Source organism: Thalassolituus sp. UBA2590, from assembly GCF_002339775.1.
Classification (GTDB): Bacteria; Pseudomonadota; Gammaproteobacteria; order Pseudomonadales; family Oceanobacteraceae; genus Thalassolituus.
Window position 1 is genome coordinate 1 of the sequence record NZ_DDKU01000181.1, and the last position, 18119, is coordinate 18119.

The 18119-nt window shown below is 51.9% G+C and carries 17 protein-coding genes; 2 read left to right on the plus strand and 15 right to left on the minus strand.

What is annotated here, in order from left to right; all coding sequences use genetic code 11:
- Positions 1 to 50: 50 nt before the first annotated feature.
- Both B2067_RS15550 and B2067_RS15555 read right to left on the minus strand, forming a co-directional pair.
- Entirely contained in the window at positions 51 to 1661 is a 1611-nt protein-coding gene (locus B2067_RS15550) for a methyl-accepting chemotaxis protein (RefSeq protein ID WP_301389038.1), read from the minus strand.
- 153 nt (positions 1662 to 1814) lie between these two features.
- Positions 1815 to 2477, minus strand: coding sequence for a thioredoxin family protein (locus B2067_RS15555; RefSeq protein ID WP_068435896.1), 663 nt, complete (start codon positions 2475 to 2477; stop codon positions 1815 to 1817).
- Positions 2478 to 2583: 106 nt separating this feature from the next.
- Here B2067_RS15555 and B2067_RS15560 point away from each other — a divergent pair, with 106 nt between their 5' ends.
- Positions 2584 to 3261, plus strand: a complete 678-nt coding sequence (locus tag B2067_RS15560) for a DUF6436 domain-containing protein (RefSeq protein ID WP_301389039.1) — start codon at positions 2584 to 2586, stop codon at positions 3259 to 3261.
- On the opposite strand, the gene B2067_RS15565 is transcribed toward B2067_RS15560, so the two are convergent.
- Genes B2067_RS15565 through B2067_RS15575 form a run of 3 tightly spaced genes read right to left on the minus strand, consistent with a single transcriptional unit; the run spans position 3181 to position 7095 of the window.
- Positions 3181 to 5220, minus strand: a complete 2040-nt coding sequence (locus B2067_RS15565; RefSeq protein ID WP_301389040.1) for a transglutaminaseTgpA domain-containing protein — start codon at positions 5218 to 5220, stop codon at positions 3181 to 3183. The genes B2067_RS15560 and B2067_RS15565 overlap by 81 nt on opposite strands.
- Entirely contained in the window at positions 5217 to 6182 is a 966-nt protein-coding gene (locus B2067_RS15570) for a DUF58 domain-containing protein (RefSeq protein WP_301389041.1), read from the minus strand. Before B2067_RS15570 ends, B2067_RS15565 begins: the two co-directional genes overlap by 4 nt.
- 13 nt (positions 6183 to 6195) lie before the next feature.
- Positions 6196 to 7095 carry an AAA family ATPase gene (locus tag B2067_RS15575; RefSeq protein WP_301389042.1) on the minus strand — a complete coding sequence of 300 codons (900 nt, stop codon included), beginning with the start codon at positions 7093 to 7095 and terminating at the stop codon, positions 6196 to 6198.
- A gap of 288 nt (positions 7096 to 7383) precedes the next feature.
- Between B2067_RS15575 and B2067_RS15580 the strand changes: the two genes are divergently transcribed.
- The gene (locus tag B2067_RS15580) at positions 7384 to 8511 is read left to right on the plus strand and encodes a putative solute-binding protein (protein WP_301389043.1); all 1128 of its coding nucleotides are present in this window, start codon (positions 7384 to 7386) and stop codon (positions 8509 to 8511) included.
- Between the two features lie 70 nt (positions 8512 to 8581).
- Here B2067_RS15580 and B2067_RS15585 read toward each other — a convergent pair whose 3' ends face one another.
- The 10 genes from B2067_RS15585 to truA all read right to left on the minus strand — a co-directional run bounded on the left by B2067_RS15585 (position 8582) and on the right by truA (position 18116).
- Positions 8582 to 9796, minus strand: coding sequence for an O-succinylhomoserine sulfhydrylase (locus B2067_RS15585; RefSeq protein ID WP_301389044.1), 1215 nt, complete (start codon positions 9794 to 9796; stop codon positions 8582 to 8584).
- A 5-nt stretch (positions 9797 to 9801) separates the two neighbouring features.
- A complete protein-coding gene (purF, locus tag B2067_RS15590) occupies positions 9802 to 11319 on the minus strand; it encodes an amidophosphoribosyltransferase (RefSeq protein ID WP_068435910.1) in 1518 nt (505 codons plus the stop codon).
- Between the two features lie 30 nt (positions 11320 to 11349).
- Positions 11350 to 11841 carry a CvpA family protein gene (locus B2067_RS15595; protein ID WP_273091307.1) on the minus strand — a complete coding sequence of 164 codons (492 nt, stop codon included), beginning with the start codon at positions 11839 to 11841 and terminating at the stop codon, positions 11350 to 11352.
- Between the two features lie 78 nt (positions 11842 to 11919).
- Complete coding sequence (locus B2067_RS15600) at positions 11920 to 12474, minus strand: SPOR domain-containing protein (RefSeq protein ID WP_301389045.1); 555 nt, start codon at positions 12472 to 12474, stop codon at positions 11920 to 11922.
- Complete coding sequence (locus B2067_RS15605; protein ID WP_301389046.1) at positions 12459 to 13709, minus strand: bifunctional folylpolyglutamate synthase/dihydrofolate synthase; 1251 nt, start codon at positions 13707 to 13709, stop codon at positions 12459 to 12461. The genes B2067_RS15600 and B2067_RS15605 overlap by 16 nt, the downstream gene beginning before the upstream one ends.
- Before the next feature lie 18 nt (positions 13710 to 13727).
- Positions 13728 to 14549, minus strand: a complete 822-nt coding sequence (trpA, locus tag B2067_RS15610) for a tryptophan synthase subunit alpha (RefSeq protein ID WP_301389047.1) — start codon at positions 14547 to 14549, stop codon at positions 13728 to 13730.
- A 287-nt stretch (positions 14550 to 14836) separates the two neighbouring features.
- Positions 14837 to 16021 carry a tryptophan synthase subunit beta gene (gene trpB, locus B2067_RS15615; protein WP_301376789.1) on the minus strand — a complete coding sequence of 395 codons (1185 nt, stop codon included), beginning with the start codon at positions 16019 to 16021 and terminating at the stop codon, positions 14837 to 14839.
- A gap of 13 nt (positions 16022 to 16034) precedes the next feature.
- Entirely contained in the window at positions 16035 to 16682 is a 648-nt protein-coding gene (locus tag B2067_RS15620; protein ID WP_301389048.1) for a phosphoribosylanthranilate isomerase, read from the minus strand.
- 70 nt (positions 16683 to 16752) lie between these two features.
- On the minus strand, positions 16753 to 17268 hold the full coding sequence (locus tag B2067_RS15625) for a protease complex subunit PrcB family protein (protein WP_301389049.1): 516 nt from the start codon (positions 17266 to 17268) through the stop codon (positions 16753 to 16755).
- A gap of 20 nt (positions 17269 to 17288) precedes the next feature.
- Positions 17289 to 18116, minus strand: coding sequence for a tRNA pseudouridine(38-40) synthase TruA (gene truA, locus B2067_RS15630; RefSeq protein ID WP_273088992.1), 828 nt, complete (start codon positions 18114 to 18116; stop codon positions 17289 to 17291).
- Positions 18117 to 18119: the final 3 nt, after the last annotated feature.

Here is an 18119-nt window from a genome sequence, read left to right on the forward strand (position 1 = left end):
CAAAACTGTGGGACAGCAGTGCCGAATTGCGGGGCTTTTTTATGTTCGGATCAGCTCAAGTCCGTACGGAAATATTTAAGCTGCCCGGCGAGATCTTCAGCGAGACGTTCTACATTTTCAGAAGTACGACGGAGAAGGTCTGAAACGTTTTTATGACCATCTGCAGACTCAGCAACTCTGGACAGATTGCTATCCATCTCAGCTGCCACTTGCTCCTGCTGTGTAACGCTTGCTGCTACCTGATGATTTATATCTTTTACCAGCGTCATATTGGTCGAGATTCCGGCCAATTGCTCTTCCGTAGTATTTACCTCATCAGCACAGGCTTTTGTTTCTTCTGCACTCAACTGCATTGCTCTGACAGAATCATTGGCTACCTGTGTAATGGTCTCAATTACGTCTTTAATTTCACTGGTGGCGACACCTGTGCGCTGAGCCAGGGTCCGGACTTCATCAGCAACGACAGCGAACCCGCGCCCTGACTCCCCCGCTCGAGCTGCTTCAATAGCTGCGTTCAAGGCGAGAAGATTGGTCTGTTCAGAAATACTCGCAATCACTTCTGCCACATTCGAAATCTGCTCGGCAGACGCATTCATTTGGGTAATGGCAACCGATGCCCCTTCCAACTGATTTAACACGGTGTACACCCGCTTTCTTACCGCAGAAACAGAGTTGGCACCACTGGAAGCAGCGTCCGTTACTTCAGTCATACGCTGTGCGGCGTCGCGTGCGTTACCGGCAAGCACCTGCGTCGTCTGAACCATTTCAGTCATCGCGACTGATAGCTGATCAAGCTCCCGGTATTGTGAATCAGAGCCTGCGCTCACCTCTGACGTTGATCGGGCAACGATGTCGGCCTCGCGGTTTAGTCGGTCGCTATCATCCCGAATACGGCTTAACAACTCGGACAGCCGCGATCGCATTTTATTGATCGCTACAGAAATACGATCAAATTCAGGAACACCCGACCGTTCACATTCAAATGACAGATCACCTTCTGCCAGGTTAGCCATGGTCTCTTCAATTCTGCGGATAGGTTTTGATATTGCGGCGGTAATGTATCGTGAGCAGATCAACATAAACCCGCCCCAGATGAGAAGACATAAAAGAGTCCAACTTCCCCGGCTCCAGATGACCGCCTGAATATCATCAATATATTCACCGGTGCCAATATAGAGATCTGATCCGGCAACAGGTGTAATTGCACTGAGTTTACTGACCGGTTCATCACTACCCGGACGCGGCCATTTATAATTAACAAATCCTGTACCGCCCTTCTCAACCGCTTTCTTCATCTCACGAAACAGATAAACACCATCAGGGTCGCGAACTTTGGACACCGACGTCTCATTCAGTACGGGCTTGAAGGGGTGCATTTTCATAATTAGCTGCTCGTTAATTACAAAGAAGTACTCCTCACCGTGGTAGCGAGAACCGTTAATCGCGGAGAGGCCCTCCTGTAGGTCACCACCGTTGCTCAGTAACTGACTGAGCAGACTTGCCTGCGACTCGACTAACGCCGATAGCTGCTGTTTTTTCTCTTCCACCAGCTGATTCTGATACTGATGAAAATCGACAGCCATGGAAATAACACCCATGAGAAATACTGCCGATAGCATTATCCATAAACGCTGACGAATACTCAGGCGCTCAAACTCCATAGTTACTCCACTATTGATCGTTATGTCATCAGCTTTGACTATAGGAGGGTAACCGCGAGCTTCCAGATTAATTATCCCCGCGGGCCTAATTACCTGAAGGGCGGGAACGCCGGTAAAAACAAGTAAACAGAGCACGCATAGATAACGGTATAACTAAAGTACTTTACGACGCCACTCTGCGACCAGTTTCCGATCAGGAATCAGGTCCGCTAAGGCGATGGCTAGCTCTCGCAGGTGGTCAGTTGAGGCTGAGATTTCCAATGATCGTAACACTGCTCGCCAATCGCCGCTTTCCGCCTGCTCAAAAAAGCTGTCCCTGACATCAGACTCCGGCGGTGGAAGCTTAAGGTCACGCATGGATAGCCACGAACGTGCGCGCTGCACTTCTGGCGTACGGGACTCTTCGTCCGTCAGCAGCCCAAGGACTGAGCGCAACTGATCGAGCTTACCCTCGCTCAGTAAACTTCCGACCTGATGAGCAGGGTCGACCGCAAACGGTAAATGTTTGTTGAGAAAATGCCGGATTCCGACCATTGAGAGATTGTTCTGTTCGCGCGCAGCTACTTCTCCCCGATGGTAAATCAGCAGTAGAGGAACAGTTCGGATCTGAAGTTCAGCCACCCACTCGGGCGACTCCTCGGCACGAAGCTGAACGATCGGGCAGCGAGGGTCAAGCGTCGGTGCCAGTAGCGCTAGCAACTGCTCAACTGCACGACAGGGTGCACAGTGCTCACCAACTACCTCCACGAGAAACCATTGGTCGCATGCAAGTGACTCGGCCGTCAGTTGTTCTGCGGTCAACACCCTGAAAGACACGGGTACACTCCAGATTCGTTTACAATTAGAAAGCTATGTATGATAACGCCAGCCACCCGGGAAGCGGTAGCTGAGAAAGTAACCCATATTCAGAGCCATTCAGACCATGTCAGTATCTAACGCGTCCGATGCCCCAGGTCGTAAAAAAACACTCCTTGTTTCCGTACTGATCTTCGTCTGGCTAACAGGTTCACTGTTTGGCTTGTGGTGGTTTCAGCAGCAGTCACTGCGTCCATTTGTCGAAGCAGGCGCCCCTGCTGAATCGCGCAGCCCCGACATTGTTGAGCAAGGCCTGGCAACGCTACTGAAGAGAGTGTCGGCTGAATATCCTGAAAGTTCCGATGCACTGGTGACTGTGGTACATCTCTGGAACCCAGACTGTCTGTGCAACAACGTCAGTGCTCGTCACACCCGAGCCATTATTGAGCAATGGCCAGAAGGCGATGAGGTTAGATTTATTATCTTAGCGCCAGAAACACTTCCAGAAAATCGACTGGCGGAAGCACGTGAACTCAATCCTAATGCTCTGGTCATGAAGGCGTCTGCCAATGACAGGCTCCCCCTGACCGCCAGTCCGGGGCTGGCGGTACTCAACCAGAATGCCAGCCTGGCTTATTTTGGCGCGTATGGCTTTGGTGCCCTCTGCAGTCTCTCGGACGAAGCTTTATTCACCAACATGATTGAGCGTCTGCTCGCGGGCGAATCATACGGGCCTTTTCTGAATATTGCCGGAAGTGGTTGCTTCTGCGCCTGGCCGGACCCGACGCAGCTGCCGGTTGAGTAGCTGCAGTTGTCGAGCAAGATTTTTCTCAGCACGCTCCAACATTTCCTCTGCCTCTGATTTGTATACCTGTATAAGAGCGCAACGTGCAGTGTGACACTGGGCCACAAGAGACGGATATGTAATTTCGATTTCCGCCAGAAGCGATAAGGGTGCCGTCCCCTCTTCTACCTTGATTCCTTTTTTAACCGCTGTCCGGCGCAATTCCGACCACCCCAGAAGCAGGCGAGTTCTTTTTTCCGGGCGCTGCTGCCACCACTGCCAGAGAGCGCCGACAACAAACAAGCCAGCAATTGAACCGGCGATGATATACAAACCGTCCACCAGTGCGTCGATGCCAAACCACCGGGATAACAGCCCCTTTTGCCGCTCGCCATCGTATGCCAGTACCCAGCGACTCCATTGGTAATTAATATTGTCCAGCTGCAAGCGCAGACTGTTTACCCATCCAATATCGGTATAACGATGCGGGGACAGAGGGCTCTCCTCAAGAAAAGTGTCCTCCTCTAACAGGGCTCTTTGCAGACCATATTCAATCCGGTCAGGTGCGACGGCCGCAGTAGGATCTACCCGGAACCAGTGCTCTCCGTCCCAGAGTTCCACCCATGCATGTGCATCATATTGTCTTACGGTCAGATAGCCATCCGGATGCCACTCCCCCCCTTGGTATCCAGCAACCACTCTGGATGGAATGCCAGCCGCCCGGGCAGCGAAGGCCATTGCCGAGGCATAATGTTCGCAAAAACCTCTGCGACCAGAGAACAGAAACTGATCAATATCATCACCGCTGTAACGCGGCGGCTTCAGGGTGTAATAAAACGGCTGAGTTCTGACATAGCGTGAGAAAGCGGCAGCAAACTGCTCAGCGTTGCTGGGCTGGCGCCGGGCCCAGTCACGAACCATAGGGTTTACGTCAGGCGGTAACGAAAGATACAGATCTGGTGCGGTCCTCAATGCAGAATCAAACGCAGGGCCAATAATGGGCGCTACCGATGACGTAACGTCGTAGCGAATACGCTGATACACAGGACGGTCATAACGCAACAGCCTGGTCGCGGTCAGATGAATATCCGTATCCCGACTGACAGAGCCTGCAAGGGAAAAAAGATACGCTTGCCCCGTTGCTTCCTGAATCACTTCATACCTGTAAGGTGATTCGCCAGTGACCGATGGCATGGGTAACTCAGCGCCGTCCAGCACCGACTTATCCCAGCCCTCTCCGTCATGCTGATCCAGCGTCATAGCGCGCCAGTAAAGCTCATTACGAGATGGTTTATCACCCTCAAAGGTCACCCGGAATGCCACTTCAGAAGACTGGCTGAGTTCTGATATATCTCCGGGCTGCAAACGCTCAGAGAGCCCTGTCATTGCGGAGTCAGACTGAAGAGCCACACTCCATAAAGGACCAAGCCGGGGAAACAGAAAATAGACGATCAGCATAAACGGCAAGGCCGTGAGTAACAGCTTAGCTGTTACTCCAAACACGGGTACCTGCGAGGATAACCCGGTTCTGGTTGCTGCCTGCGTGGCAACCATTGCCGCACAGGCAAGCACGAGAGTCACAACGCCCTGAAGGCTATACAGAATACTCTGCTGAAACAGGAAGCCGGACGCCTGAATAAATAAGGCGATAAAGACAGCGACAACCCCGTCTCTTTTTGTGGCTAGCTCAAGCAGCTTCAGTACGCCCGCTGAAATAAGAAACGCACTACTGCCCTCAAGCGATATTCTTCCGCCACTGAGCGTGTACACCCCCACACATGCCAGAACAACCGCAACCAGTTTTGCGAATCTTCCCGGAAATGAAAGATGGCCGGTATATACAAGCCATCGCCAGCCTAGAACGAATGCCACCATGAGATAAAGCCATACCGGCAAATACCCCAGATGCGGCACCAGGGAGCTAAGCACTGCCAACACCTGAAGCAACAATGCTTTTCGTGGCAGAGCAACGCCCGTCATTCGTCTGCTCCCCATAATGCCAGAGCAGTAAGACAGCGATGACGGTGTTCACTTCCTCTGTCGGCCGTTATCTCCACTCCGGGTATCGATAAACCATACTGCCACCCCAGCGCCTCAGCCTGATCAACCCATGAGGCCAACCTGGACAGACGAACTTCCGGCTCAAGACCTTTGAGGCTCTCCCAGTCCAGCAAACACATAACGCCCTGCTCCTGCTCACGCTCGAACGACTTAGGAGACCCGGTTCTGGCAGTATGCTTCCAGGAGATCTGATTCATACTGTCACCACGACCATATTCGCGAATGCCGGAGATGTCGTCCTGTCCTGATACTGCCGTTGTCGTTCCGTCTATTTCATCGCCCTTACCGGCAGAGAGCCGCAAAGCTGTGAACTCTGGTTTCGGGTAAACGATCACATCGAAATCCAGTGCGACCCAGCTCCAGGCTCGAAATAAACCGAAGGGATATTCGGTTTCTATGCGTATGCGCCTCAGCGGCAGGCGCCCTCGTTTATGAGCATGACGGGATAATGCGACTTCCTGGGTTTCCCCGGGTGAGAGCGTAAAGTCCTGCTCCGTTTCATCCGGATAGCCCACAGTAATCGCGCAAGACCAACGCTTAGCCGAGACAACCTTGACGGGTAACTGAAGGTTTTCACCTGCATAACAGGGGGTCACACGACCGGCGGTCATCTCAAGACCAGAGAGATTTTGGAAGGTTAACCAGATGGTACCGTGCCCCAGGCTGACCAACCAGAACGTCAGTCCATAGATAAGCGAGTTCTGATAATTGATGGCCGTCAGTAGCATTGCCAGCACTAAACCACCAAATGCCCATCCGGTTCTGGATGGCAGGATGAATACATTCCGGTGCGACAATGCCAGTGAAGCAACCGGGGGAATCCTGCGATTCAACCATTTCTGAAACAACCGGCCTACCCAGCCTTTCCTGCTCTTGCTCACGCCACTTGCCATATCAGGCTAATGCAGCAACGTTTTCAAGAATATGGCGGGCAGCACCGGGTTTAAGGCGGTGATCAACTACGGACGCCAGTACCGCCTGAAGGTCTTCAGGAGTCAGGAAACTGCGCCCATCGATAACCGCCCAGGCCTTCGCTGCACGAAGCAGAGCAATACCTGCTCGTGGTGAAAGGCCATGCGTGAAGCGTGAATCATTGCGGCTGAATGCCAACATACGCTGAAGGTAATCGAGGACTGCAGAAGACGCTTTCACACCCGCAACGGCCTGACGTAGCCGCACAAGTGTTTCCGGACTGATCACCGTCTGCAAGTCCTCGACCAGATGGCGGCGACTTACTCCTTCAAGCAGCTCCCTCTCGGCACGTTCATCTGGATATCCGAGGCTGAGGCACATCAGAAACCGATCAAGTTGAGATTCAGGCAGCGGAAATGTACCGCCCTGGGAAGACGGATTCTGAGTAGCAATCACAAAAAACGGCTGAGGCAGAGGTCGGGTTTGGCCCTCAACGGTGACCTGCCGTTCCTCCATGGCTTCAAGAAGCGCACTCTGCGACTTCGCCGTGGCTCGATTAATTTCGTCGGCCAGAACGACCTGAGCAAAGACAGGGCCTTGATGAAAACGGAAGGCGCCTTCGCCAGAGTCCGGGTCCTTCTCAAAAATGCTGACACCAATAATGTCAGCTGGCAGAAGGTCGCTGGTAAATTGGATCCGGCTGTATTTCAAACCAAAAACCTGTGCCAGAGCATGCGACAGTGTCGTTTTCCCCATCCCCGGTAAGTCTTCGATCAACAGGTGCCCGTCTGCCAACAGGCAGCACATGGAGAGTTTTAACTGTTGATTTTTACCAAGTATGACGGTCGAAAGACTAGATAACGCCCTTTCAATGGCAGACATGCAGAAACCTCAGAAAATTTGACACATAAGAGTATCTGACCCGATGACAGTTTTTAAGTGCTCAGCTAACGACAATGTGCGGAAAAAATCCGAAAAACAGACATCCCGCACATAAAATTTCGCTCAGGAATCATTCGCTAAAGGATCTCTCTTGCCAGCTACACCTTCGTTCAGGCACGCTATGGGCCATCTCGTGCCAGACACATAGAGGACGAATACAGACAGGTGTCTGACTCGGTATACTTGCGCTCCCTTTGAGCAAACTGGGTTACACAAAAAGGACGTTTAATGAAGAGCCCGCTATTCCCCCCAGCATTCTGCCTTCTGTTTTTATTAATAGCACTGCCAGGGACTGCAGAAACAACCGAAAAAATCCGCAGCCATCAAACGCTTGAAGCCGCAGTTCTCAATCAGAATCTGCCGCTTGAGAAGCGTATAAAGGCACTTAAAACTCTGCTCAGTAGCGAGATGACGGATGGAAAACTGCCCAGGACCTTCTGCATCTGGGATCCGATTGGTAAAGCGGGCCCTATCGCAACAGCGGCGAAAGACCAGGTACTGCGTTCTCTGCACTATGGTATGCAGCTGACCATTGACGTTTTTCAGAATGAACAGGAAATGGTCGATACTTTTGTCAGCAAAAAGGCCTGCGACGCAATTCTTGTCCGCGGCGCGACCGCACAACGGTTCAATCGTTTTTTGGCAACAACAGAAGCACCAGGTGCCCTCCCAGATCGCCAACACCTACAATTATTGGCTCAGGTACTCGCTAAACCAGAGATCGCCGAGCATATGACCAACGCTCAGTACACCGCCCTGGGGCTGGTCACAATTGGCTACAGTCGTTTGTACGCTGACTCAGCAGCAAAAGCGTCCCTGAATTCTCTGGACGGAAAATCAGTATCCGTGGCAGATACCGATACCGGTTTTGTGCGCCTGGTAGATACCCTGCGAGGCCGTACCCGTACTGCTGACATGCCTGCCACAGTAAAGACATTCACCAATGAATTAACCGAATTCATGATCGCTCCAGACATCAGCTATCTGGCCATGGCCAATGGGAGGACTGGAAAAGAAACCCGTGGACTGGCCATGCCGCTGGGGCAATCAACACTCCAACTGATTGGTCACTCAGATCGTTTTCCGCCGGGTCTGGCTCAGATTTTACGGGAAGACTTTCTGTTTAAATTTAACAGCTACGCACGAATGCTGGACAAAGAATTAGGCAACATACCAACCAGTTTCTGGATAAATCCGTCTTCTGCTGACATGGCGACTCTGAACGAAAACGCCCAGAAAATCCGGCTGACTCTGCGCAACGAGGGCTATTACGACCCGGTCATGTTGAGGCTCGCACGCAAAATCCGCTGCCGATTCTCTCCGGACGAGAGTGAGTGTAAAAATCCCGTCGAATAATCGGAGCTTCAATCAAAAAAAAGGCTGCATAAAGCAGCCTTTGATATCAGATGGTAAGCGATTCTGGCAGCTACAGAGCATCAAGTCCGCGCGCAAGGTCACGCTTAATATCTTCAACACTCTCGAGCCCAACTGAAATACGTAACAGCGCCTGAGATATTCCTGCTTCGTCTCGCTGCTCATCTGACAAGCGACCATGAGTCGTAGTGCCTGGATGAGTAATCGTCGTTTTCGTATCACCAAGATTAGCGGTAATTGAAATCATGCGAGTCGCATCAACAACCTTCCAGGCTTCTTCACGCCCGCCTGCTACCTCAAATGACAATACACCACCGAACAGACGCTGCTGACTCTTAGCCAACTCATACTGTGGATGGTTAGGTAAGCCACAGTAATTGACTTTCGCGACTTTCGGGTGCTCTTCCAGCCACTGTGCTAATGCCAGAGCATTCTCACTGTGCGCTTTCATACGCAGCGAGAGCGTTTCCAGCCCTTTCAGGAAGACCCACGCGTTAAACGGACTCATTGTCGGACCGGCGGAGCGTAGAACTCCAATTACGGGCTCAATCAGCTCATGCGAACCGATCACTGCACCACCAAGGCAGCGGCCCTGACCATCGATGTATTTGGTCGCAGAATGCACAACAAGGTCCGCACCTAAAGCCAGAGGCAATTGCGCTGCCGGTGTACAGAAGCAGTTATCTACCGCAAACAGTGCACCTACAGACCGCGCAATTTCAGAAATAGCTCGCAGGTCTGCCACCTCAGTCAGCGGATTAGACGGCGACTCAAGGAACAATAGCTTCGTATTTTCCTGTACGGCACCTTGCCATGCACCCAGATCCAACAGGTCAACATAGGTAATTTCCACATTGAATTTACGCAGAAATTTTTCCAGAAGAACAGTCGTCGAACCAAACACGGCTCGAGAGCAGATCATGTGATCGCCCGCCTGCAGATGTGCGATGCACAAGGCATAGATAGCGGACATACCTGAGGCTGTCGCTGCGCAGGCTTCGCCACCCTCAAGAGCGGCAAGGCGCTCTTCAAAAGTTCTGACCGTCGGGTTGGTGTAACGGGAATAGACATTGCCATCCCGATCGCCACCAAAAGTCGCTGCAGCTTCTGCCGCTGAAGAGAACACATAACTGCTGGTCGGGAAAATAGCTTCCCCGTGCTCACCTTCCGGCGTGCGCATCTGACCGGCACGAACAGCGAGAGTATCAAACTCTGCATCCGTCAGATCAGATTGGTAGCGCTCTGGCCAATCAGGTAAGTCTGCCATTTTCCTCAGGCCTCTTTCTGGTTATGCAGATCAATCGCTTCATTATCGATCACCTGCAGGGTTTTGTTAGCGTCATTCCGAAGTTCATACAAACGACGGAAATATTCGTCGTTAATATCTTTAGTGACATATTCGCCATTAAATACTGAACAATCGAATGCTTTAGCATCTGTTGTCGCACCTTCAAGGCAAGCGTCTACCAGATCTTCAATATCCTGATAAACAAGCCAGTCAGCACCGATGGCTTTTGCAATTTCTTCGGTCGAGCGATCGTGCGCGATAAATTCTTCTTTCGCTGGCATATCGATTCCGTACACATTCGGGAATCGAACGGCCGGTGCCGCAGAGGCAAAATACACATTTTTCGCGCCCGCTTCGCGTGCCATTTCAATGATCTGTTCGCACGTTGTTCCACGTACGATAGAGTCATCAACAAGGAGAACATTCTTACCGCGGAATTCCAGGTCGAGTGCATTCAGCTTCTGTTTTACGGACTTCTTGCGTAGCTGCTGCCCCGGCATGATGAAGGTCCGGCCAATATAGCGGTTCTTCATAAAGCCTTCGCGGTATTTCACACCCAGATGATTCGCCAATTCCAGTGCTGAAGATCGGCTGGTATCCGGAATCGGTATAACTACATCGATATCATGGTCCGGGTGCTCACGCATGATCTTATCGGCGAGTTTTTCACCCATACGCAGGCGGGCTTTATACACAGCGATGCCATCAATGATGGAATCAGGACGGGCAAAATAAACATGCTCAAAAATGCACGGTGTCAGTTCCGTCTGCTCAGCACACTGCTCTGTGAAGAGCTGACCATCTTCGGTAAAGATAACGCACTCACCCGGCGCGATGTCACGGTCGAGTTTGAAATCCTGTGCATCCAGGGCAACTGACTCAGAGGCAACCATGTACTCAGGGCCGTTCGCAGTATCACGGTGACCAAATACAGCGGGGCGGATGCCGTGGGGATCGCGGAAAGCAACGATACCGTAGCCAGTGATCATAGCGACCACAGCATACCCACCACGGATACGCTCATGCACTCTCCGCACGGCCTTGAAGATAACCTCTGGAGATGGCTTGAGCTGACGCTGCTCCTGAAGCTCGTGCGCGAAAATATTCAGTAGAACTTCGGAGTCAGAGGTGGTGTTGATGTGACGCAGGTCTTCGCGGTAGATGTCTTCCGCAAGTTGCTCTGTATTCGTCAGGTTACCGTTGTGCGCCAACGTAATACCGTACGGCGAGTTCACATAGAACGGCTGAGCCTCAGCAGAACTTGAGCTGCCAGCTGTTGGGTAGCGCACATGACCGATGCCAATATTGCCAAGCAGTCGCTGCATGTGGCGGGTTCTGAATACGTCACGAACAAGGCCATTATCCTTTCGGAGACAAAGCTTGTTACCGTAGCTGGTCACAATTCCTGCGGCATCCTGACCACGATGCTGCAGCACCGTCAGAGCGTCATAGATTGCCTGGTTAACATGGGACTTACCAACTACACCCACTATTCCGCACATGCGCGTATTACCTCAAACAAGCGAAGTTTATTAAGCTGCCAACACCTGGCTCACGGCGGAGGGAAGCGTTTTACGCGCCCAATCCGCCAGCGTTTCCAGGTATGGAATAATTGTCGATTCCTGCCACCAAAGATCCTGCTGAGGAATCCCGGTCAACTGAGCTCCGTACACCAGAGCAACCAAGATGATAACACCCCGCAGGATGCCAAAAACCATGCCGAATACCCGGTCAGTACCGCTCAAACCAGTGGCTTTAACCAGTTGAGCTACCAGAAAATTCACCATAGCTAAAACAACCAGAGTCGCAACAAACAAGATACCAAAAGCGACCATCCAACGAACACTGTTTGTCGAAATACTGTCTTCAAGGAGAGTGGCGAGGTTACCGCTGAAATAACGGGCGACAAGAAAGGCAACCAACCAGGATACGAGAGACAAGGCTTCTTTCACAAAGCCACGCACCAGGCTGATCAGGCCAGAGACGCCGATGATACCCAGGATCACCCAGTCGATAATGGTCATTCGCTGCCCCGGCAGAAAAAGAAAGCGCGCAGTATACCAGAGCCTGCGCGCTATAAAAGAATTGACAATCTTCGCGTGTCAGCTCTCTGCCTTGTAACGGCGAAGGTATGCTTCAGAGATATCATCCCGCTGCTTTAACTGACGCTGTATTTTTTCAGCATCGGCTCTACGCAGCTCAGGCCCAACATAGACCCGGGTGATTTTTTCCTGCTGAAATTCCTGGACGTAAGCTTTGTAGCCATCGTGACGCAGAAGGTCCCGGAAACGATAGGCATTTTCCCGCTGACCGAAGGCGCCAACCTGCAGAGTCCATGCATATGGAATTTTGTCCTGATCAAGCTTTGTCTGATCGGCCGGTACACCGGGCACCGGGGGCTCATCGCGGTCGACGACATCAACCGCAGGCATGGCCACATCAGCGGTTGCTTCACCCGAAGCTAGCGCCTCGACGTCTTTTCTTACCTGGCGCTCGTATTCTTCTGTTGCCCAGCGTTCGGTATCGGGCATTGCCGGGGCGTCTGATTCAAGAAGAATATGGGTACGCGAGCCATCCAATACAATAGGTGCTACAACCAGAATCGCTGTTACTGTCAGCCAGGCACCTAAAATTCGTTTTTTTAAATGGAGCTCCATTTACCCTCTCCAGCCTTAAGCCATTCAGCTGCGGCCTCTACCGTATGAAATGATCCAGCAACCAGAGTGGTCCCTGTCGCCGGAATAGACTCCAGCGCCGCCCCCATAGTTTCAAAGCTTTGATCCACTGTAAATCCTGCCGCGTTACTTTTTGCCGCCAACTCGTCACATGTCAGGCCACGCCAGCCGGTAAGAGTCACCACGCAAAGACGCTTAAACGGGGGCAATGCCTCAAGGACACCCGAAACATCTTTATCACTCAGCATCCCCAGAACAAGACAGTCCAGCTCTTCTATATGATGACGCAGATAGGCAGCCGCCTGAGGGTTGTGTGCAACATCAAGTACCACGGTCGCTGAACCCTTTTTCCAACTCTGCCACCTTCCCGGAACCAGAAGGCCTGCCACAACCTCTGAAAGCATCTCGGGAGAGGGCAACAGATCAATAAGCGCGAGCGACTGTATCGCCGTCGCGACGTTGTGATGAGGAATATGGTAACCGGTCAGAGTGACTGTGCGAGGCTCACTGTTCGTCTTATAGCTCACAATAAGCTGCTGCTCAGACTCAATGACATCAAACATCTCACCTCGCGCCGCAAAAAGTCCGCCAATATTTTCCACGGTTTCCGAAGCTTGTGCAGGGGCATCGGGTTGACCACAAACAAGCCATTTCCCTTTGCGCGCTATGCTGCACTTCTCATAGGCGATATCATCGAGCGTATCACCAAGCCAGTCCTGGTGATCGAGACCAATACTCGTCACTACTGAAATATCAGGATCAACAACATTTACGGCATCAAGCCGCCCACCCAGGCCGATCTCCAGAACAACGGCATCAAGCATCTGTTGCTTGAAGTGCCAGAGCGCTGCCAACGTACCAAATTCGAAATACGTCAGTGTGATATCACCGCGCGCCTGTTCAACCGCGTCGAAAGAGAGGCATAAATCGGAATCTGAAATATCAGAACCATCCACTGACACTCGTTCGTTGTAACGGTGGATATGAGGAGAATTATACATCCCGACCTTCATACCCTGCTTTCGGAGCAGCGCAGCAATTAATGCCGAGGTCGTACCTTTTCCGTTGGTACCGCCGACCAGAATAACCAGCGGCGCGGGTTTCACACAGTCGAGCGTTCCTGCAACACGAGCAACACGTTCAAGACCAAGATCTATACCAGAAGGGTGAATGGCTTCAAGATAGCGAAGCCATTCATCAGGGGAGCTATAGAGCATCAAACAGTTCCAGAGGGGTCAGGCTTCCGCCGCAGCATTTGCATCCATCGCTTCGCGCATACTGCCAGCAAGGCCAGTAACGTCTTTGATTGCCTGGACCGGGTTATCTGCCTGATCAGAGATACGACTCACCAACGCACTGCCAACAATAACACCGTCACAGACCTCAGATACGCGTGCAGCAGCCTCAGCATTCTGAATACCGAAACCAACGCAAAGAGGCGCTTTCACATGTTGACGAATATGATCCAGATTACGCTCAACATCTTCAACATCAATGGCTGCTGATCCAGTTACACCCCGCAAAGACACGTAGTAGACGTAACCGCGACCAACTTCACCAATAGTTTTAATGCGTCGCTCTGTACTCGTCGGAGCAAGCAGATATATCAAATCGAGACCTGCTTCTTCAAACATGGAATCGACGCTGCGCGCTTCCTCTGGCGGCATATCTACCACCAGTACACCATCAACACCGGCCGCTGATGCTTGCTCAACAAACTCCGGATACCCCATTGCTTCCACCGGGTTCAGGTACCCCATCAGCACTACCGCCGTACGTTTATCGGTCTTGCGGAATTCAGCAACCATACCCAAGACATCGCGCAGGGACGTACCGTGTTTAAGAGATCGTTCACAGGCCAGCTGGATGGTTGGGCCATCCGCCATCGGGTCAGAAAAAGGAACACCCAGTTCAATAACATCCGCACCTGCTTCAACCAAGGCGTGCATCATTGGTACTGTGGTGGCTTTATCGGGGTCACCCGCAGTTATATAAGGGATCAGCGCCTTCTTGCCCTCTTCGGCCAGACGCTCAAACGTTTTTGTAATTCGGCTCATGTCTTTCACTCTACTTTTAGCCGGCACCCGTCTCCAGATACCGTCAATCCGTGGATAAGCTGAAACATCCATTCAGGCCGTTGCGACGAATACAACATCACTTCGGTCATGTCTGCTCCTGCTGCTCTACGCTCCTTGCGGGCCACTGATGGCCTGACAACTTCAACAAGAAATTGCCGCGCAATAGGTAGATAGCAAAAAGCAGGCACAAATGGATGACATGGAACTGGCAAATGGATCTAAAACGGCCAAAGCCTACAAACAGTCACCACTCGCCAAACTCCAGCTTATGCAGTAACACCGTCCAATTCTGCGATGGTGTGTATGTCTTTATCGCCGCGACCAGACAGGTTTACAACAATAACTTTGTCTTTATCCATCGTTGCCGCCAATTTCATGGCATATGCGATCGCGTGCGAACTCTCAAGTGCTGGCATAATGCCTTCAAGTCGCGTTAGCTTGTGGAAGGCATCGATCGCTTCGTCATCAGTCGCAGCTACGTACTTTGCACGCCCTACATCTTTCAACCAGCTATGTTCTGGCCCCACTCCCGGATAATCGAGACCCGCAGAAACGGAATGCGTGCCCATAATCTGGCCGTTCTCATCTTCCATCAGGTAGGTGCGGTTACCGTGCAGAACACCCGGTTTACCTTTACTCAGAGGCGCAGCGTGGTCATCACCCTCAAGGCCCAGACCACCGGCTTCAACTCCGTACATCTCAACCTCAGGGTATTTAATGTACGGATGGAACATACCAATGGCATTTGAACCGCCGCCAACACAGGCAACAACCGCATCAGGCTGACGACCAATCTGCTCATCACACTGACGCTGTGTTTCACGACCAATAATGCTCTGAAAATCACGTACCAGCATTGGATATGGGTGCGGCCCAGCTGCCGTACCGATGATGTAGAAGGTGTCATCGACATTGGTAACCCAATGGCGCATAGCCTCATTCATGGCGTCCTTCAGTGTTTTGGTGCCACAGGTCACCGATTCAACTTCAGCGCCAAGCAGCTTCATGCGGTACACATTCAGCTTCTGACGTTCAACGTCCGTGGAGCCCATGAATACCTTACACTCAAGACCAAAACGTGCAGCAACGGTCGCAGACGCGACGCCGTGCTGGCCAGCACCGGTTTCAGCAATCACCTTTTTCTTGCCCATAAACTTGGCAAGCAAGGCCTGGCCGATGGTGTTATTTACCTTGTGCGCACCCGTATGGTTAAGGTCTTCACGCTTAAGATAGATTTTTGCGCCGCCACATTCCTCCGTCAGGCGCTCCGCGAAATAGAGCGGTGATGGGCGGCCAACGTAGTGCGCCAGCTCTTTATCAAATTCAGCCTGAAAGTCTGGATCATTACGCAGTTTTTCGTAGGTTTCCTGAAGCTCGTCCAATGCTGCTGTCAGGGTTTCGGAGACAAAACGTCCCCCAAAGATACCGAAATGGCCATCGGCATCTGGCATTTCAACATTAAAGTCAGTCGCTTGCTTCTCGGTAGTGTTGATCGACACGATACACCTCGTTCACAAATTCTTCGATTTTGCAGTGGTCCTTGATGCCTTTCGAGGCTTCAACGCCTCCGCTGATATCGACAGCGAAAGGGCGAATCTGAGTAATCGCAGATGCGACATTCTCAGGCTCAAGGCCACCGGCAAGAATAATGGGCTTTGGTGGAGTTTCGGGTATCAGTGACCAGTCGAAGGTCTCTCCTGTACCACCCGGAACTCCGGGCTTATAGCTGTCTAGGAGAATTGCCAGTGCGCCAGGGAAGCGCAGGCACGACGCCACCACATCCGACGCTTGCCGGACACGGAGGGCTTTGATGTAGGGGCGTTTGAACTGTCGACAAAAGTCGTCATCTTCATCACCATGGAATTGGATAAGGTCAATTCTAACGCTATCAAGTACTCTTTGCACCTCCTCAACGGTAGGATTTACAAAGAGAGCAGTTACACTGACAAAAGCAGGGACATTGCTGACTGCGTCCACTGCCTGGCCGACATCCACTGCTCGGGGGCTCGGTGGATAGAAAACCAGCCCCAATGCGTCAGCGCCGGCTTCAACGGCGGCATCTGCATCTTCGGCGCGTGTAATTCCACAAATCTTGATTCGGGTGCGGCGCATAACAACTCATTCGATCAGTTTAAACGCCTTATGATACCAGAATCGGAATAGCGCCCTCAGCAGAAACCATTCAACATTCTGTGTAAGACACTGCTTCTGACAGCACGACTGGCAGTTGAGTTTCCAGTCGTAAGAAAAGATAAGGAGTTGTCTCTGCTTCAGAAACAGAGCAATCCTCTTCAGGGTAGGTATAACGCAACTCTGCAGTCACGATCCCTTCTTCTTCGTAGACATCACTCACGGCAATGGCATATCCGCCGGTGCTCCGGGTGCCCATATCGATCAGAAGAAGCTGAAACTCTTCAAAGTCGACATCCTGCGCTGAACTATCGTCGGACGAGTAGTTAAGCAACGCATCCTCATAACTCACCTGATCGCGAAGGAAGCGCACCTGGCGCTCGTGGGTGGCACCGGTTCCGTTATTAGTTCCCTGGTGCAATGCAAGCCTTGCGACATCAGTCTGTACTGGCTCTTCTCGATCGCCAAAGCCGTCACCGTCATTCTCAGGCCCCCAATCTCCGCCACAAGATGCAAGGCCTACCGAAAACAACGCCACTGTTAAAAATTGTCTTAACGCCGCTCGCATGGGTGATTCACTCCAGAATTCTATTTTTCAAAAAGAGGCTGCAGCAATGCTGGCCCCCAAGGCTCACATGGAAGGGTGAACTGCTCAGGGTATTTCACTCCAACAAAATACAACCCACCACCCGGTGCCGTGATGCCTGCTTTTGAGCGATCCCGGAATTCAAGAACGTCTTTCATCCAGTCCGGAGATTTGTGCCCTTCTCCGATTGGCAAGAGCACGCCTACGATGTTACGAACCATGTGATACAGGAACGCGCTACATTCCAGTTCTATGACCAGAATACGATCAAAACGTTGCACTGATATGGCATGCATCTCTTTCACTGGAGATTTAGCCTGACAGTCCTTCGCCCGGAACGATGTAAAGTCATGAGTGCCAATAAGGTGCTGAGCCGCCTCGTGCATACGCTCAGCATCCAGTGGGTATTTCCACCAGGTCAGCTGGTCATGCATCAGCGCCATACGAGACGGGCTGTCATAAATCACATACCGATAGCGACGGGCCTGGGCTTTGTAGCGAGCGTGAAAGTCACCTCCGACCTCACCAACCCACTGCAAAGCAACGCCGTCCGGAAGATGAGTATTCACCCCCATCATCCAGCCATAGTCCTTGCGTTGAGCTTTCGTATCGAAGTGAATAACCTGCCTCGTCGCATGGACGCCGGCATCGGTGCGACCGGCACAGGCAACGCTTACAGGGTGGTTAGCTACAACAGAAATGGCCGCTTCGAGAGCGGCCTGTACGGTAGGTTCGTCGTGATGTTTCTGACGTTGCCAGCCATGAAAGCAAGCACCGTTGTATTCAACAACCGCCGCGTAGCGACGGTAGCCATCTTCTAAATCAGTCATGCT

Coding starts and splice junctions, on each gene's coding strand:
- B2067_RS15600 (WP_301389045.1), bottom strand. CDS start 12,474: ATGGAGCTCCATTTAAAAAAACGAATTTTAGGTGCCTGGCTGACAGTA.
- B2067_RS15585 (WP_301389044.1), bottom strand. CDS start 9,796: ATGGCAGACTTACCTGATTGGCCAGAGCGCTACCAATCTGATCTGACG.
- B2067_RS15620 (WP_301389048.1), bottom strand. CDS start 16,682: ATGCGCCGCACCCGAATCAAGATTTGTGGAATTACACGCGCCGAAGAT.
- B2067_RS15565 (WP_301389040.1), bottom strand. CDS start 5,220: ATGACGGGCGTTGCTCTGCCACGAAAAGCATTGTTGCTTCAGGTGTTG.
- B2067_RS15550 (WP_301389038.1), bottom strand. CDS start 1,661: ATGGAGTTTGAGCGCCTGAGTATTCGTCAGCGTTTATGGATAATGCTA.
- purF (WP_068435910.1), bottom strand. CDS start 11,319: ATGTGCGGAATAGTGGGTGTAGTTGGTAAGTCCCATGTTAACCAGGCA.
- B2067_RS15575 (WP_301389042.1), bottom strand. CDS start 7,095: ATGTCTGCCATTGAAAGGGCGTTATCTAGTCTTTCGACCGTCATACTT.
- trpA (WP_301389047.1), bottom strand. CDS start 14,549: ATGAGCCGAATTACAAAAACGTTTGAGCGTCTGGCCGAAGAGGGCAAG.
- trpB (WP_301376789.1), bottom strand. CDS start 16,021: ATGCCAGATGCCGATGGCCATTTCGGTATCTTTGGGGGACGTTTTGTC.
- B2067_RS15560 (WP_301389039.1), top strand. CDS start 2,584: ATGTCAGTATCTAACGCGTCCGATGCCCCAGGTCGTAAAAAAACACTC.
- B2067_RS15605 (WP_301389046.1), bottom strand. CDS start 13,709: ATGCTCTATAGCTCCCCTGATGAATGGCTTCGCTATCTTGAAGCCATT.
- B2067_RS15625 (WP_301389049.1), bottom strand. CDS start 17,268: ATGCGAGCGGCGTTAAGACAATTTTTAACAGTGGCGTTGTTTTCGGTA.
- B2067_RS15595 (WP_273091307.1), bottom strand. CDS start 11,841: ATGACCATTATCGACTGGGTGATCCTGGGTATCATCGGCGTCTCTGGC.
- truA (WP_273088992.1), bottom strand. CDS start 18,116: ATGACTGATTTAGAAGATGGCTACCGTCGCTACGCGGCGGTTGTTGAA.
- B2067_RS15580 (WP_301389043.1), top strand. CDS start 7,384: ATGAAGAGCCCGCTATTCCCCCCAGCATTCTGCCTTCTGTTTTTATTA.